General features: G+C 62.3%; 14 protein-coding genes. 7 read left to right on the top strand and 7 right to left on the bottom strand.

The annotated features are described in order from the left end of the window. The first annotated feature begins 53 nt into the window (after positions 1 to 53). The 5 genes from prfA to VGL22_RS20105 all read left to right on the top strand — a co-directional run bounded on the left by prfA (position 54) and on the right by VGL22_RS20105 (position 4,443). A complete protein-coding gene (gene prfA / locus VGL22_RS20125; protein ID WP_465268751.1) occupies positions 54 to 1,127 on the top strand; it encodes a peptide chain release factor 1 in 1,074 nt (357 codons plus the stop codon). Further along, positions 1,127 to 1,969, top strand: coding sequence for a peptide chain release factor N(5)-glutamine methyltransferase (gene prmC, locus VGL22_RS20120; protein ID WP_465268750.1), 843 nt, complete (start codon positions 1,127 to 1,129; stop codon positions 1,967 to 1,969). Before prfA ends, prmC begins: the two co-directional genes overlap by 1 nt. A 62-nt stretch (positions 1,970 to 2,031) precedes the next feature. Further along, positions 2,032 to 2,136, top strand: coding sequence for a translocated intimin receptor Tir (locus VGL22_RS20115; RefSeq protein ID WP_465268749.1), 105 nt, complete (start codon positions 2,032 to 2,034; stop codon positions 2,134 to 2,136). A gap of 57 nt (positions 2,137 to 2,193) precedes the next feature. Continuing rightward, positions 2,194 to 3,480, top strand: coding sequence for a GRP family sugar transporter (locus VGL22_RS20110; RefSeq protein ID WP_465268748.1), 1,287 nt, complete (start codon positions 2,194 to 2,196; stop codon positions 3,478 to 3,480). Between the two features lie 18 nt (positions 3,481 to 3,498). Next, positions 3,499 to 4,443, top strand: a complete 945-nt coding sequence (locus VGL22_RS20105) for a carbohydrate kinase family protein (RefSeq protein ID WP_465268770.1) — start codon at positions 3,499 to 3,501, stop codon at positions 4,441 to 4,443. Positions 4,444 to 4,586: 143 nt separating this feature from the next. On the opposite strand, the gene VGL22_RS20100 is transcribed toward VGL22_RS20105, so the two are convergent. Together VGL22_RS20100 and VGL22_RS20095 are read right to left on the bottom strand one after the other, a co-directional pair. Continuing rightward, a complete protein-coding gene (locus VGL22_RS20100) occupies positions 4,587 to 6,740 on the bottom strand; it encodes a CocE/NonD family hydrolase (RefSeq protein ID WP_465268747.1) in 2,154 nt (717 codons plus the stop codon). Between the two features lie 212 nt (positions 6,741 to 6,952). Further along, positions 6,953 to 7,978, bottom strand: a complete 1,026-nt coding sequence (locus VGL22_RS20095; RefSeq protein WP_465268746.1) for an alcohol dehydrogenase — start codon at positions 7,976 to 7,978, stop codon at positions 6,953 to 6,955. Positions 7,979 to 8,108: 130 nt separating this feature from the next. Between VGL22_RS20095 and VGL22_RS20090 the strand changes: the two genes are divergently transcribed. Beyond that, complete coding sequence (locus VGL22_RS20090; protein WP_465268745.1) at positions 8,109 to 8,732, top strand: hypothetical protein; 624 nt, start codon at positions 8,109 to 8,111, stop codon at positions 8,730 to 8,732. A gap of 55 nt (positions 8,733 to 8,787) precedes the next feature. Further along, positions 8,788 to 10,056, top strand: a complete 1,269-nt coding sequence (gene tyrS / locus VGL22_RS20085) for a tyrosine--tRNA ligase (protein ID WP_465268744.1) — start codon at positions 8,788 to 8,790, stop codon at positions 10,054 to 10,056. Positions 10,057 to 10,189: 133 nt separating this feature from the next. Here the strand turns inward: tyrS and VGL22_RS20080 are convergent, their stop codons facing one another. The 5 genes from VGL22_RS20080 to VGL22_RS20060 all read right to left on the bottom strand — a co-directional run. Then, on the bottom strand, positions 10,190 to 11,572 hold the full coding sequence (locus VGL22_RS20080; RefSeq protein WP_465268743.1) for a cytochrome P460 family protein: 1,383 nt from the start codon (positions 11,570 to 11,572) through the stop codon (positions 10,190 to 10,192). 387 nt (positions 11,573 to 11,959) lie between these two features. After that, entirely contained in the window at positions 11,960 to 12,727 is a 768-nt protein-coding gene (locus VGL22_RS20075; protein ID WP_465268742.1) for a VOC family protein, read from the bottom strand. Between the two features lie 225 nt (positions 12,728 to 12,952). Next, positions 12,953 to 13,405, bottom strand: a complete 453-nt coding sequence (locus VGL22_RS20070; RefSeq protein WP_465268741.1) for a CBS domain-containing protein — start codon at positions 13,403 to 13,405, stop codon at positions 12,953 to 12,955. Between the two features lie 248 nt (positions 13,406 to 13,653). Further along, positions 13,654 to 14,373 (bottom strand): hypothetical protein, encoded by a 720-nt coding sequence (locus VGL22_RS20065; protein WP_465268740.1) that lies wholly within the window; start codon positions 14,371 to 14,373, stop codon positions 13,654 to 13,656. Positions 14,374 to 14,474: 101 nt separating this feature from the next. Next, positions 14,475 to 15,116, bottom strand: a 642-nt coding sequence (locus VGL22_RS20060) for an MFS transporter (RefSeq protein ID WP_465268739.1), incomplete at its 5' end; no start/stop codon positions are given.

The following is a 15,116-nucleotide window of genomic DNA, read 5'->3' as shown; positions in this document are numbered from 1 at the left end:
TTGCTTCTAAGTTGCACGGGCCGCGCCGGTGCGCGCCTAAAAGGATTGAACCCATGCTTGACCGTCTGGAACAAATGGAGCAGCGCTTTAACGAGCTGCAGGCCCAGTTCGCACTGCCTGAAGTGCTCAATGATCACGAGAAGTATCAGAAGATCGGCAAGTCGCTGCGCGAGATTGAAGAGCCGGTGGAGAAATACCGCGAGCTGAAGCAGGCGCAGCAGGGCCTGGCAGAGGCCAAAGCGATGCTGGCCGAGAGCGATCCCGATCTGCGCGCCATGGCGGAGGAAGAGATCGCCGCGCTCGAGCCCAGGACGGTTGCGCTGGAGGCAGAGCTGAAGATTCTGCTGTTGCCGAGGGACCCCAACGACGAGAAGAACGTGATCCTTGAAATCCGTGCCGGCACGGGCGGCGACGAGGCTTCGCTGTTCGCGGCCGAGATTTTCCGCATGTACACGCGTTTTGCCGAGCAGCATCGCTGGAAGGTGGAGGTCATGTCGATCTCCGAGTCGGGCGTGGGCGGCTACAAGGAAGTGATCGCGATCATCGAAGGGGCGCGCGTCTACTCGCAGCTCAAGTACGAGAGCGGCGTGCATCGGGTGCAGCGGGTGCCGGCGACGGAAACGCAGGGGCGCGTGCACACGTCCGCGGTCACCGTTGCGGTGCTGCCCGAGGCTGAAGACGTGGACATCAAGATTGAAGCCAAGGATATTCGCATCGACACCTTCTGTTCCTCGGGCCCCGGCGGTCAGTCCGTGAACACCACCTATTCGGCTGTGCGCATCACCCACCTGCCGACCAACACAGTGGTCAGTTGCCAGGATGAGAAGTCGCAGATCAAGAACCGGGAAAAAGGCATGCGGGTGCTGCGTTCGCGTCTCTATGAGATGGAGATGGACAAGCAGAACGCAGAGCTGGCAGCGGCGCGCAAATCGCAGGTGGGCTCCGGCGACCGCAGCGAGAAGATCCGCACCTACAACTTTCCGCAGAACCGGCTCACGGATCACCGCATCGGGTTGACGCTGCACCAGCTCGATCTGATCATGGAGGGCAGGCTGCAATCCATTGTGGACGCGCTCATTGCCTACTATCAGGCGGAGCAGTTGAAAGCGGAAACGCAGGCGGCGTAATGACTCTGCAGGAGTGGGTGGAAGCCGGCGCGCAGGCACTGCGGCGGGGGCCCCATCCGGAACGTGCGCGAGCCGACGCGGAGTTTCTGCTGCGCTTTCTTCTGAACCAGGAGCGCGCTGCGCTGCTGGCGCGGTGGACAGAGCGGCTGGATGAGAACGAGGCCGGGCGGTATCGCGAGATGCTGGCGCGGCGGCGCGCGGGAGAGCCGATCCAGTACATCACCGGGGAGACGGAGTTCTACGGGCTTCCCTTCCGCGTCACGCCCGCCGTCCTCATTCCTCGGCCGGAAACCGAACACCTGGTCGAGAAAGTCCTCTTGCTCTGCCGCGACATGGTCCAGCCCCGGATCCTAGACATTGGTACAGGTTCCGGCGCGATTGCTGTAGCACTCGCCCACGAGCTGCACGAAGCCACAGTTACCGCAATCGATATTTCAGCCGAAGCGATCGCCATTGCGCGGGAGAATGCCGCCCGCAACCGCGCCGCGGTCCGCTTTCTGCAGGGCGATCTTCTTGCACCCGTTACCGGCGAGCGTTTCGACGTAGTCGCTTCGAATCCTCCTTACGTCTCGAGCGCCGACCGCGACAGCCTTGCCGTGGAAGTGCGGGACCACGAGCCGCACAGCGCGCTCTTTGCCGGCTTTGACGGCCTGGCAATCTTCCGCCGTCTTATTCCGCAAGCCCTGGACGGAATCAATCCCGGCGGCTACGTCGTGCTTGAAATCGGCTACGATCAGCGCGACTCAATTCACGGTCTCCTCTCTGCCAGCGGATTCGAGAACATTGAATTCATACCCGATCTGCAAGGCATTGCGCGGGTGGCTGTGGGCCGCCGGCCTTGACACTCATCGGACGCCAACCGTATGGTGCGGCCTGTGGAGTTCTTGAGGAGCCAAGGGCGGATATGAAGCGGCAAGCGCACACTCGGGCTGTTCTCACGGACAGCCACTTCCTCATTCCCGCGGCGGTCTTTCTGGCGGGGATTACTTTGCTTGTCCTCATGCACTAGCGCGACTGCATCAGGCCGTTGCTGGATGCGTAGATCACTCGAGAGGAACGAAAGCGCATGAGCGCGCAGCCGCAACCTTCACCGGAAATTCGCGTTCAATCACGGCACGGTCTGGGCGTGCTGTGCGGCATCGGCGCGGGTGTGTGGCTGGGCGCGGCCGAAGCGCCGACGAAGCTGGTGCATGCGGGACTGTCGCCTTATGCGATCTCGCTGTGCATGGTGGCGGGCGTCTTCACGGCGCGCTGGAGTGTGCCCACGCTGCTCAAGGGCACGCGCTCGGTGTTTCGCGACCTGGGCCGCAACCCCCAGCTCATTCCGTTTGCGATTCTGGCCGGCATGCTGTGGGCTGTGGCCAATACGCTCACGGTGTTTGCCATTCGCGATGTGGGCCTGGCCATCGCGTTTCCGCTGTGGAACACAAACTCGCTGATCGGCATTCTGTGGGGGCGATTGCTCTTTGGCGAGCTCAAGGGCGCCAGCGCTGCAAACATTTTCAAGGTCCTCCTCGGCACCATTGCGATTGTGGCCGCGGCCATCATGCTGGGCTTCAGCACCATGCATGGGGGCGGGGTTCATCCGACGCACGCGCTGAATGGAATCCTGGCCGCGCTGGGCGCCAGCCTGCTGTGGGGCTCCATGTATATTCCCTATCGCAAGGCCTACCTCAGCGGCATGAACCCGCTCTCGTTCGTGACGATCTTCACCGTCGGCGAGCTGGTGACGATGTTTGCGCTGGTTCTCGCCTTCGACGGCGGCCTGCACGCGGCGGTCTTTCATTCCTCTGTCGTTACGCCGATGTTGTTCTGGCTGTTCCTGGGCGGCTTTGTCTGGGTGATCGGCGATCTGTTTCAGCAATACGCGACGAAATATCTTGGCATTGGCCGGGGAATCCCGCTTTCCAACACCAACCAGCTCTGGGGCCTGGCGTGGGGCGCGCTGGTCTTCGGCGAGTTGGCGCACGCTGACGCCACCCACCGGCTCTTGGTGGTGGGCGGCTCGCTGGCCATGATTGCCGGAGCGATGGCGGTAAGCACCGCCATCGCCACGGAACGCGAATCCGCCTCCACTCACGAAGCGATCGAGCGCGAGTGCGACCGCTACGGGCTGGATCGCACGCACGTGATCCACGCCTATAACGGCGTGGCACAGGCTGAAGACAAACGCGAATGGTGGGACTGGCTGATCCTGTTGGGGGCCGCCGGGGTGTTCATCGGTCTGGCTGTGCAGGCCAGGGTCCCCGCACTCCTGATGAATTATGCCTGGACCGCGGTTCTGACCGTGATCCTCATCGCCAGCGCCGTGGTGTGCGGCTGGGGGCTGCACAAACGCACACGCTTCTCCTGAAGACGTAAAATCGTGACCATGCCTGATGTCGCCGTGGTGGATCTCGTGGGAGTTGGACTGAATGCCACGGACACGCTTATCCCGCTGGCTGAATTCCCCGCGCGCGGCTCCAAAGTCGAGTATCACCGCGCCTCATTTCTGCCCGGCGGCCAGACCGCCAGCGCCGTGGTGGCCTGCCAGACCTGGGGACTCACCACCCGCTACGTGGGCAAGCTGGGGGACGACGATGCCGCGCGCCTGCATCAGAGCGAGTTCGCGCGCACCGGCGTGGACGCCCGCCTCGTCGAAGTCCCCAACGCCGCCAGCCCGCAATCGCTCATCATTGTCGACGCGGGGGGCGAGCGCACCGTGCTCTGCCGGCGCGATGAGCGGCTGCTTCTGCAGCCGGAGGAGATGGAACGGGACTGGATCGTGAGTGCGCGTGCGCTCCACGTGGATGGCTACGAGACGGCCGCCGCAACGCAGGCCGCGCGCTGGGCGCATGAAGCCGGCGTGCCCGTCATTGCCGATCTGGATGAAACCTACTCTGGCGTGGAAGACCTGATCCGCTGCGTGGACTACCTGATCGTGAGCCGCGACTTCCCTGCCCGCCTTACCGGCGAGCGCGATTTGGGGCTGGCACTCAAATTGATACGCAAGCAATACGACTGCAAGCTCACGGCCGCCACACTGGGGCAGGACGGGGTGATCGCGTGGGATGGCCAGCGGCTTCTGCACCGCGCCGCTTACCACGTACCGGTTGTCGATACCACGGGGGCTGGGGATGTCTTCCACGCCGGGTTCATCTACGGCCTGCTGCGCGGATGGGAGCTCGATCACCAGCTCGATTTTGCCTGCGCCGCCGCTGCCCTTAACTGCACCTGCAGCGGCGCGCGCGGGGGGATTCGCGGTGTAGAACACGTGGAACAGGTCATGGCTACGACGCCGCGCTACTCAATCGCGGATCCCCTCGCGATTGCCTGAAGGCCGAGTCATTTGAGGCGGTGGGAGACCAGTGGAAGTACGCAGGCACGGGAATGGACTCGGATGGAAACCCGATCAATGAGCATTTCACGATGGCACTTGATGGATGAAGCGGGCCACCCTGAACGAACATCCCCGCAGCGCTAAAAGCACTCCACCGCATCGCACTGGTTCATCAACGGCACCTGCACATTGGAGTCGTGCTGCTTATCCGAATAGATGGTGATGGTGGCCGGCTTGTAGTCCTCAGGTTTCGCCGTCATGATGTTCTGGACATAGGTTTGGGGGTTGCGGTCGTAGAGTGGGAACCACGTGCTCTGGACTTGAACAACCATGGTGTGCCCCGCCTTGAAGACGTGATCCACATCGTGCAGGCTCCATTTGAATTCGCGCACGTCGCCGGCGCGTATGGCACGCGGGCGGTTGAAGCCGTCGAGATAGCGGCCGCGGAAGATCTCCTCATTAGTCATCAACTGATAGCCGCGCATCTTCGGGTCGGCATCGTCTTCGGGATACTGGTCGATCAACTTCACCACGAAATCCCCGTCTGTTCCGGTGGTTGAAACCCAGAGGTCGGCCATCACCTCGCCCGTAGCCACCAGGTCCTTCTTCACTGGAATCTTCCACGTCGCCACGTCTTTGCGATCGGCCACGAAGCGCTGATCCTCCGTGAGCCAGTTGAACCACTCGGAGCCGTCGCTATAGGTGGGCTGAATGGGGCGGCGCCGGTAGGGAACCGGGTTCGCGGGATCGCTCACATACGTCGTCTTCGCGCCGGTTTTCACATCGCCCCAGCTCAGCTTGCCGTCGGAGCCCAGATGCAAAGCAGTGGGTTGCGATCCCTCAGGCGGAAAGTGCTGGTAGCGCATCCACTTGTTCGATCCCGTCTGGAAGCTTGCGGTGTCTTCGAGGTCGAAGCCCGGCTCGTCTTTCAGATAATGCGCAAAGAACTTTGCCTCGATCTGTGCGCGGAACTCCTTGCCGATTGACTCGCCATACTGCACATTGCCCAGGTGCCGTGACGAGGAAGCCCAGGACCCATGCCGCCAAGGTCCCAACACCAGGAAGTTTGCGTGCTTGTCGTCATGCGGCTCCAGGCTGGCGTACTCCTCCTGCGGACCCCACATGTCCTCCTGGTCGTAGTACCCGCCCACGCTCAGCACCGGCACCTGTACGGCGTTCAGATGATGCTCCACCCCGCGCGACGACCAGACGGAGTCATACGCCGGATGCTCGAGGAACAGCTTCCACGTGGGCAGTTCCTTCGATCCCGACTGTTTCACATCCTGCTCGAAGCTGCCTCGCTTGAGAAAATAGACGTACCCGTCGACATTCTTCCCGTAGCTGACCTCGGCGCCTTCTTTCGAGGTCTCCAGCCCGATCGCGTAGTCGTATCCATAGGTCTGCCGGAACGCACCGTTATGAAAGAAGTCGTCGCCCATCCACACGTCGATCATGGGCGCCTGCGGCGACACGCACTTCACTGCCGGGTGCGGATCAATGCCGGCCGCCATGGCCAGAAAGCCGGGATAGCTGGTGCCCACAAAACCCGCGCGCCCGTTGTTTCCCGGCACGTTTTTGAGCAGCCAGTCCACGGTGTCGTAAGCGTCGGTGCTCTCATCCACGGCCTTGGGGTCTTTGTGATCCACCATGGGCCGGCTCATGACGAACTCCCCTTCGCTCTTGTATCTTCCGCGGATGTCTTCGCCCACGTAGATGTATCCGTCCCGGGCAAGTTCCGGCCGAGCCGCGAAGATGAACCCGCGGCTCGTCATATCCACTCCGTACGGAGTGCGCTGAATAAGAAACGGCAGCGGTCCCTGAATGTCCGTCGGCTTGAGGATCACGGCATGCAGCTTTACGCCGTCGCGCATGGGGATCATTGCTTCCGTGCGCACATAGTCGTGAAAGACGTGGTGCACCGCGTCGCCGGTCCGGTCGAACCGCTCAATCGGATCGCTGCTGTTCACCACGCTTGCGCCCTTACCGTCCGCGTCCACTTTGAACCGGTAAGTCGTTTTGGAATCCGGAATGGCGAACTCGGTGGCCGATACAGGGTTCAGCTCCCGCGGTACCATCCGCTCCGACTCCACTACCAGCTTGCCGTTCTGTACATAGAAGCTCAGCGGCGTATCTGGCTCGGGCGCATTGGTATATTCGCCGCTCAGCTTCTCAAGCTGCGTGGCAGCCGAAGCCGTCTCATGCTGCTTCGCAAACGCCCGCGGAGCACAGGCGCACATAACTCCGCAGCCAAGCGCCACACCCAATACGCAAACCGAAAATCGTGAACGCAGCAAGAAGCCTCCTGTACAAGAAGAAGTGGAAAGAGGTACGCCGGCGCAGACTCAACGCACAGCCGGGTGAATTTCTCACTCATTCTACAGACCGGAAGAGCACCCAGTTCTGCCAGACAACTTCAGCCAAGCAGCCAACACCCTTATATGCTGCCGGAAACAAAAAGCGGGGCGAGGAAACCCCCGCCCCGCCTGCCCTGGCGAAACTCCGCGCTTCAGGCGCCGGTCGTGAGCACCACCCGGAATCGCGCCTTCCCGCTCATCATCCGCTCGTAGCCCTCAGCGGCCTTCTCCAGCGGATAGGTTTCAATCATCGGCTTGATGCCGCTCAGCGCGCTGAAGTTCAGTGTGTCCTCTGAGTCCATCCCGGTCCCTGAAGGCCACCCCACAATCGACTGCCTCTTCCCGATCATCGCAATGGCATTGAGGCTCAGGGGGCGATCCGGAACGCCGTTGATGATCAGCTTCCCGCTTGATCCCAGGCCGCCCAGCACCGCCTCAACCGCATCGGCATTCGTGACGGTGGACAAGATCACAGTGGCTCCCCCCAGTTTCTGAAGTTCCGCCGCGGGGTCCTGCTTCTTTGAGTCGATGTACACATGAGCGCCCAACTGCTTGGCCAGAGGGGCCTTGTCTTCGCCGCGCGCGATCGCCACCGTGCGGTAGCCGCTTTTGGCTGCGTACTGCACCGCCAGGTGGCCCAGCCCGCCGATTCCCACAATCGCCACCAGGTCGCCCGGCCGCGCGCCCGAGTTGCGCAGGCTGTTGTAGGTGGTAATTCCCGCGCACAGCAGCGGCCCGGCGTCCACATCCTTCAGTTCGTCGGGGATGAACGCCAGGGCATTGGCTGGCGCAATCACGTAATCGGCATAGCCGCCGTCAAAGCTGATGCCGGAAACCTGTCCGTTCTCGCACAGGATGAAATCGCCTCGTCGGCATGGGACGCAGTAGTTGCAGTGGCCGCCATGCCACCCCAGGCCCACGCGCTGGCCCACTTTGAATAAGGGCACGTCGGGCGCAACCGCATCCAGTACGCCCGCCACCTCATGTCCCGGCACGCGCGGATACTGGATCCCCGGCCAGTGGCCCTCCCTGGTCAGCGAATCGCTATGACAGACGCCGCAGGCCTGCACGCGTATGCGAACATGCCCGGCCGGCGGATCGGCAAACTCGCGTTCAACAACCCGAAACTCGCCGCCCGCAGCGGTGACTTCGACGGCACGACCTTTCACTGAAGCCATTGGTATTCTCCTGCGCGCTTAGATACTTCAGTGAAGCGGGGGATGCATGAAAGTGTGGTGACCAGGCTGAAAAGAAGTCCGTCCAATGGATGTATTGGATTAGACTGGGGCGCAACCCTCGAGGTGTCTCATGAGATTCCCAAAAGCAATTTTGTTTCCGCTCTTGCTGGCGTCCTGTCTGGCCGCGGCGGGCAAGGACAAGAAGAAGATCCTGCTGCCGGCGGACGTCCTCGAGGCGCAAACCGTGCTTGTGGTCGTCGATCCCGGCGCAGGTATGGCGCCGGAGGCTCCGAATGCCAACCGCACAGCCCAGGAAGCCGTGGAGAACGCCCTGATGGCCTGGGGCCGCTTCAGGCTGGCGACCGATGTTTCAACCGCCGATCTGGTGATTATGATTCGCAAAGGAAACGGCAAAATCGCCCAGCCTACGATCGGCGGATTGCCAAACAACAATCGTCCGGTGATTTTGGAGCCCTCGGATTCGGGAGGCCGCATCGGGGGGAGCAGAGGAACTCCACCGAGCGCCGGTGATCCGACCGCGCCTTCAATCTCGAGCCCAGGGCCGCAGATTGAGGTCGGTCAAAGCGAAGACCTGTTTGCGGTGTATCGCGGCAAGCGGGACAACGTGCTCGATGCCCCGTCGGTATGGCGCTACCAGGCTAAGGATGCGCTCCGGTCTCCGAGCGTGCCTGCCGTTGATGCGTTCAGAAAACTGGTGGTGGAGGCCGAGAAGCAGCGCGCAGCCAAACCTTAGGGGCGAGGACGGACTCCAGCACGTGGCACGGGCCCGTTTATATACTCGACATAGAATGACTGAGTTCCTGCCTGTAGACGAACAGCTAGACCTGCTCCAAAAAGGCGCGGCCGAGATCATCCGCGTCTCCGATCTGCGCGAGCGCCTTGAAGAGAGCCGCAAGACGGGCCGCCCGCTGCGCATCAAGGCCGGTTTTGATCCCACCGCGCCTGACCTGCATCTGGGACACACGGTCCTGATGCGCAAGCTGCGCCACTTCCAGCAGCTCGGGCACCGGGTCATCTTCCTGATCGGCGACTTCACCTCGCTGATCGGCGATCCCACGGGGCGCAACGTGACGCGCAAGCCGCTGACCCGGGAGCAGATCGACGAGAACGCGCAGACCTACAAGCAGCAGGTCTTCAAAATCCTGGATGAATCGAAGACCGAGGTGCGCTACAACTCCGAGTGGCTGGGCAAGCTCAATTATGAAGACACGATCAGGCTGACCGCGCACTTTACGGTGTCGCAGATGCTGGAGCGAGATGAATTCCATCGCCGCTTCCAGGCGGAGCAGCCCATCGGCCTTCACGAGATGCTTTACCCCGTGATGCAGGGCTATGACTCGGTGATGCTTCAGTGCGATGTTGAGCTGGGCGGCACGGACCAGCGCTTCAATCTCGGTGCTGGCCGGGAGCTTCAGCGCCACTACGGCCAGAAGCCCCAGATCATCCTCATGACGCCGATTCTGGAAGGCCTGGACGGCGTGCAGAAAATGTCCAAGTCGCTCGGCAACGCCATCGGTATCAACGAGGCCCCTTCGGAGATGTACGGCAAGCTCATGTCCATCTCTGACGAGCTGATGGGCAAGTACTGGGTCTTCCTCACCGACCTCAAGCAATCGGAAATTGACGCGATGCAGGCGGACATAACCGCCGGCCGCCTGCATCCAATGGAATCGAAGAAGCGTCTGGCGCGCACCATCACCGCGGACTTCCACGGAGAAGAGGCCGCCCGCCACGCCGACGAGAACTGGGCGCGCATGTTCCAGCAGAAGGGCGAAAGCGAAGATCTCGAGGAAGTTGACATCGCGTTTGCCGATGCCACCGGCGCGAATGAAGCGGGGGCGCTCCATGTGCGCGTGCCCAAGCTGCTGGTGGTGCTCGGGCTGGCTGCCAGCGCTTCTGAGGCCAATCGCAAGATCACGGAAAAGGCCGTCAAGATCGACGGCGAGGTGGTCACCGGCAACGTCCTCACTCTCGACACGCTGCCCGTGCGGCTCACCGTCCGTTTGGGCAAGCGCGCCAAAATCGCTGTCATCGGTGGTGTCGGCGAAGGCGCTTAGAGCGGCTCCAGAGTTCGTGTGCCCTTTTCTGAGTCGGAGAAGGGTGGCATTTTCTTGGAAAATGCCACTTTGCTGCTTGGTTCCTGTGGATAGCAACTCTGAAACCGCTGTAGCCTTCCCAGGATGCCTCTCCTCACGGCATCGCCGCCGGCGCCAGATGCGTCATAAATGCGACGCGTCCCTTTGCGTCCTCGGCGGCCACGCGCTGTTCGGCCAGCGCCGCCCCTTCATACCGCGTATACACCGGGAGCGTACCCGGCGCCCCCGCCTGAACCACTTCCACGGACCGCACGACGGAGGGAATCCGGCCGCCAAACCAGTGCGGATCTTCTCGCTCTGTCCACGTGACCAGCGCCAGCTCAGCCCCGGCCGGGTACAGCGGAGCAATCGGCGAGTCGGCCCGCGCATTCACCGCCTTCAGCGCGATATCGTTTCCCATCAGCGCCGCAATCGTGCGCTGCTTCGGGTCCACCAACAGCGTGATCGCGCTCCACTCCAGAGGCCGCACCGGCACCCTTGCTGGAATGGCTGCAGCCATCGCATTCACAATGTCCTGCCTGTCGGTGTTTCCCCCGGTGATCGGAAGCGTGTAAACGAAGTCAGCCCCGCGCATCGGCAGATGGCAACTGCTGCACTCGTTCACAAACTGGCTGTTTTCACCGTAGGGCTTAAGGTCGAGTCCGCGCCACCGGCCCCATCCCCACCCCAGCGCGTCCTTGTAGCGCTTCTGGCCCTTCTCCATCATCTCCACCTGCACAAACTTCCCAGGATGGATCAGCCCGTCCGGCCCCACCTGCTGCTGCCATGCGATCTTTGCGAATCGCGCTCCATCTGGCCACGGCGCAATCTTTCCCTCGCGCGCCGCCTTCACCGCGACGTCGTTGCCCAGCACAAACCGGAACGTGTTGTTATCGCCGCGGTCCGTAAAGCTGAGCGGCTTCCATGATTCGAAGGAGGTATCGAGCGCAAGCCCATTCCACTCCGGCCGCACCGCCGTGATCGCCTTGCGCAGTGCCGGGCTCACCGCTGCAGGGGCCGCATCCGTCTTTACGCCTAGCGTCGACGCAACATGCGCAGGCTGGTCCGGCGCGGTAGTCCACGGCGCCAGGTACGCCTTGAGGGTGGCCAGTTCTTCCGTCGTCGGCTGCGCGCCCGGATGAGCCCATCGATACGCCGGCAGCGGCATCGCCCCGAGCTGAATCATGTTGACGGATTCATACAGCGCAGCCTTCTGGGCGGCCGGCGGCTTCGATCCCAGTGTGGAAAAATTCAAATGCTCGCGCGCAGTCAGGATGTCATGCCGCGCCACCAGCCACGCCGGATTCACGTAATCGAACCACGCCAGGCGCCGTTCATTGGAGTGGCACGCATAGCAGCGATTCCTGAGAACCTGCTTCACTTGCTCAGGCGCCTGCACTTCATTCGCCGGCGCAGAAAAGGGAGTTGCCGGCCGGTACAACTGCGCCGCCAGGAACACGCCGGCACACGCCAGCGCACGTTTCAATGAAGGCCTCATCTAACCTCCGGATGTCCGCGAGAGCGCAAGCCGCGCATGCTGGAGATGCGTGCGCCTGCGCATTGGAACGGCTCCGAGGGAATAGGGGACTCGGACCGGACCAGCGAAGCAACCTCGCGGGCGATGTGCCCGCGAATGATCCTTCGACATGCATCCAGTCTTTGCCGTCACACCCAGCCAGGTCCAGACAGAAAGATTGATGGGGTATCAGTCCGTCTTATGTTCGGGAGAAACCTGCGCGAAAAATGGGCAGAAGACCGGGACGCCCCGCACCGCCGTGGGGACGGACGGCGCGGGCGCTTCAGGTCCGTAATCCGGCAAGTCGCACCCAGCGCAACTCACCGCAAAAGCTTGAAATCTGGACGCGCAGGTTAAGGCGCTCCGGGTTTATTCCTTGCTGGCCACCAGGGCAAACATCGCTCCCAGGGGATCCTGGCCGTTGATGATCCAGCCGCCGCCGGGCACCTGCATGGGGCCGTTCAGCACTTTGCCGCCACCCGCGTTGACCCGCTGCACCGCGGCGCCGATCGACTCCACGCAGAAGTAGAAATTCCAGCAAGATACGGGGATATGCGGCGCCTTGGTCATCATGCCGCCGTCGCCCATGGGCTTGTTGTCCCCCTCGTCGAACAGGCGATAGATGCCCATGGGGCCCATGTCCATGTCGCTGAGCTTGGTCCAGCCAAACATCTTCTGATAGAAGTCAAACCCTGCCTCAAGGTCTGTCGTATAGAGCTCATGCCAACCGATCGTTCCCGTCGCGGGCGGAGCCGGCCGCTGCGGCGTCGGCATGGCGGGGTCGGGAGTAAACACCACGATGGCCGCGCCCTGCGGATCAGACATGACGGCGAAACGCAGCATTCCCGGAACCTCGGTGGCCGGCCTCCACAGCTTGCCGCCGGCTTCCACGATTTTCTCGATGTGCGCATCCAGGTCTTCAACCGAGATGTAGCCGACCCAGGCCGTATGACCCTCGAGGTTCAGCATTCCGGCCATGCCCGCGTTCCCCACGTTGAAGGTGGTGTAGGCCCCGCCTTCGCCGCTCGGCATTTCCTGGGTGGTCCAGCCGACTACGCTCGAATAAAACTCGCCTGCGGCCTTGGTATCGCTTGTCATCAGCTCATACCAGGCGAACTTGCCTTTGGGTGAAAACATGGGTGACCCTCCTGTCGTTGTGGGACGCTGCATCGCTCTGCGTTGAATCGAGCCGTACCGTTGATATCAACCGAATCGGCAGGATGTCAACCATCCTCCGGTTAATTTGCAATTTGTGACCTGCGCGATCCGTCCAGCCGCACGATGGTGGAGCAGCGGCTCCGGTGACGGGAATTGGGCGCGCTGGCGGGCGAGCATGAGACAGGGGATCAGGCGACCGCAACTCTACGCCGGGTAGCCGCCTGAGATGTACCCTTCGAGGGCCTCGATGGCCTGCTGCTGGCCGCTGATCACCCACTTCACCAGGTCGCCGATCGACACCATGCCGATCACCTCGTCCTTTTCGAGCACCGGCAGATGGCGGAAATGCCGCTCCGTCATCAGGTTCATGCAGTCGTCCACAGTGTGCTCGGGGGTAACGTACATCACCGGGCTGGTCATCATCTCGCTGACCCTGGTTTCCTTGGAGAGATGTCCCTTGAGCACACCCTTGCGCGCATAGTCGCGCTCAGAGAAAATGCCCACGAGCCGCGCGTCGGAACAGACAATCAGGCAGCCCACGTCATACTGCGCCATGGTCTGCAGGGCCTCAAAGACGGTCTGGTCAGGGTGGAGTTCGAGGACCTTGTTAAAGCTTTTCTGCCTGAGCACCGACTGGATCGTATCGTCGATTCGCATCTTTGCCTCCAGCTGTACTGCCCCGCGGACGCACGGCGAGCTTAGCCCCGCGGAAAGCGGCCTATATGGGTATGCAGTGTAACGCGCTGGTCACAGGATTGTCGCCGGGAGGGAGAGAAAATCTGCCCGGCGCGGGAACCCGGCAGATCGGGCTGGATGCAGTGCTGGGTGAATCGGAATCATGGCGGGGGGCAGGCCGGGGCTGGAAATGCCCAGCCTGCACGCTAGCGCGCGATGAAGGCTCGCCGTTATTGCCCTTCAATCCTGGTAGCTTTGTCGTGGCTGAAATTGACTCTGATGTGCTTGCCGTTGACGTCGTAGTCGGCGCTGCGGCTGCCTTCGGTTTGTCCGTCGTATTGGGCTTTGGACCCTATCGCCATACGGGTCTGGAGTTCGCTGAAGCCGGGCTTGACCTGGTGGGCGTCGATGGCGGCCCAGACGTCTTTGGGCCAGTGCGCGTAGACCGTGCGGGGATCGTCGTAGAAGAACAGCAGGTCGTCGAAGTACTGCTCCTGCTGGCCTTCGATGGCGCCTACGGGAGTGGCGTACTGGTTGGGTTTACCGGGCAGGGTGAAGACCACCAGGGCTTGCTGAGTTCCATGCGAAATGGAGTCGTCTACGCTCGCCGGAACGGCGGATTTGATGGCCTTTTTGATGTCGAGCTTCTGCGTGGGAGGGATGAGGCCGGCTGGTTTGGTCCATTCCACGCGGCCGTTCGCGTACGGGTAGTAAGGCATCGAATAGCCGTTTCGCATCCAGACGCTCTTGCCTTCGAGGTCCTTGACATCCGCGAAGTGCTGAGGGAATTCCTGGCGGTCAACGGCGATCTGGTCAGCTGTGAGCTGCTGCTCCGGCTGCTTGGGACCGGCGGCTGGCTGGGAGCGCTGATGGAAGATGAAGGCGAGGTAACTGCCGCCGATGAGAAGGGTGATGCCGGTGGGGATGAGAAGTTTCTGCCAGGTTTTCAAAGGAGAATTCTCCGAGGCTTGGGGAAGCCGGGTGGGGTCAGGATAGCAGGCACGCTTGCCCAGGGGCGTGGGCAGGCTGAGCCGTCTTCCTCTGTTCCTGCTTAGAGTAGCGTGACGTCAGTTTCGGCTACCTCGGGCTCCAGAACGGGGGCTTGTCGGCGGAGAGCGGCGGCGGAGAGCTCGTCCGCCTGGCGGAGGCTGGGGAACAGCACGGACCAGAGGCCGGCGACAACCAGCGCCCCAATGCCTCCAGCGATGGTGGCGCGAACCGCTCCCCACAACTGGGCGGTGAGGCCGCTTTCAAACTCGCCCAGCTCATTGGATGCTCCGATGAAAAGCGAGTTGACAGCGGAGACGCGGCCGCGCATTTCGGGCGGGGTGGCGAGCTGGAGCAGGGACCCGCGGATGATGACCGAGATCATGTCGGCGGCGCCGAGGACAGCCAGCGCGGCCAGAGAGAGCCAGAGATTGCGGGAGACCCCGAAGAGGGCAGTGGCAGCGCCAAAGATGGCCACGGAAATGAAGAGCCGCTTGCCTGCCTTGCGCTGCAGAGGGAAGCGGGCCAAAACGAGTGAGGTGCAGAGGGCGCCGACGGCGGGGGCGGCGCGGAGCAGGCCCAATCCTCGTGGGCCGGTTTGGAGAATTTCGTTGGCGAAGATGGGCATGAGGGCCACGGCTCCACCGAGGAGCACGACGAAGAGATCCAGCGAGAAGGAGCCCAGCAGCATGGGCATGTGGCGTAC

The sequence above is a fragment of the Occallatibacter sp. genome, from assembly GCF_036502485.1.
Taxonomy (GTDB): domain Bacteria; phylum Acidobacteriota; class Terriglobia; order Terriglobales; family Acidobacteriaceae; genus Telmatobacter.
The sequence above is the reverse complement of the archived record's forward strand: the minus strand, read 5'-3'. Positions and strand labels throughout refer to the sequence as shown.

Bases quoted from the DNA above. Each gene is read 5' to 3' on its own strand.
- VGL22_RS20105 (WP_465268770.1), top strand. From the start codon at position 3,499: ATGCCTGATGTCGCCGTGGTGGATCTCGTGGGAGTTGGACTGAATGCC.
- tyrS (WP_465268744.1), top strand. From the start codon at position 8,788: ATGACTGAGTTCCTGCCTGTAGACGAACAGCTAGACCTGCTCCAAAAA.
- prfA (WP_465268751.1), top strand. From the start codon at position 54: ATGCTTGACCGTCTGGAACAAATGGAGCAGCGCTTTAACGAGCTGCAG.
- VGL22_RS20115 (WP_465268749.1), top strand. From the start codon at position 2,032: ATGAAGCGGCAAGCGCACACTCGGGCTGTTCTCACGGACAGCCACTTC.
- VGL22_RS20110 (WP_465268748.1), top strand. From the start codon at position 2,194: ATGAGCGCGCAGCCGCAACCTTCACCGGAAATTCGCGTTCAATCACGG.
- prmC (WP_465268750.1), top strand. From the start codon at position 1,127: ATGACTCTGCAGGAGTGGGTGGAAGCCGGCGCGCAGGCACTGCGGCGG.
- VGL22_RS20090 (WP_465268745.1), top strand. From the start codon at position 8,109: ATGAGATTCCCAAAAGCAATTTTGTTTCCGCTCTTGCTGGCGTCCTGT.
- VGL22_RS20075 (WP_465268742.1), bottom strand. From the start codon at position 12,727: ATGTTTTCACCCAAAGGCAAGTTCGCCTGGTATGAGCTGATGACAAGC.
- VGL22_RS20070 (WP_465268741.1), bottom strand. From the start codon at position 13,405: ATGCGAATCGACGATACGATCCAGTCGGTGCTCAGGCAGAAAAGCTTT.
- VGL22_RS20080 (WP_465268743.1), bottom strand. From the start codon at position 11,572: ATGAGGCCTTCATTGAAACGTGCGCTGGCGTGTGCCGGCGTGTTCCTG.
- VGL22_RS20095 (WP_465268746.1), bottom strand. From the start codon at position 7,978: ATGGCTTCAGTGAAAGGTCGTGCCGTCGAAGTCACCGCTGCGGGCGGC.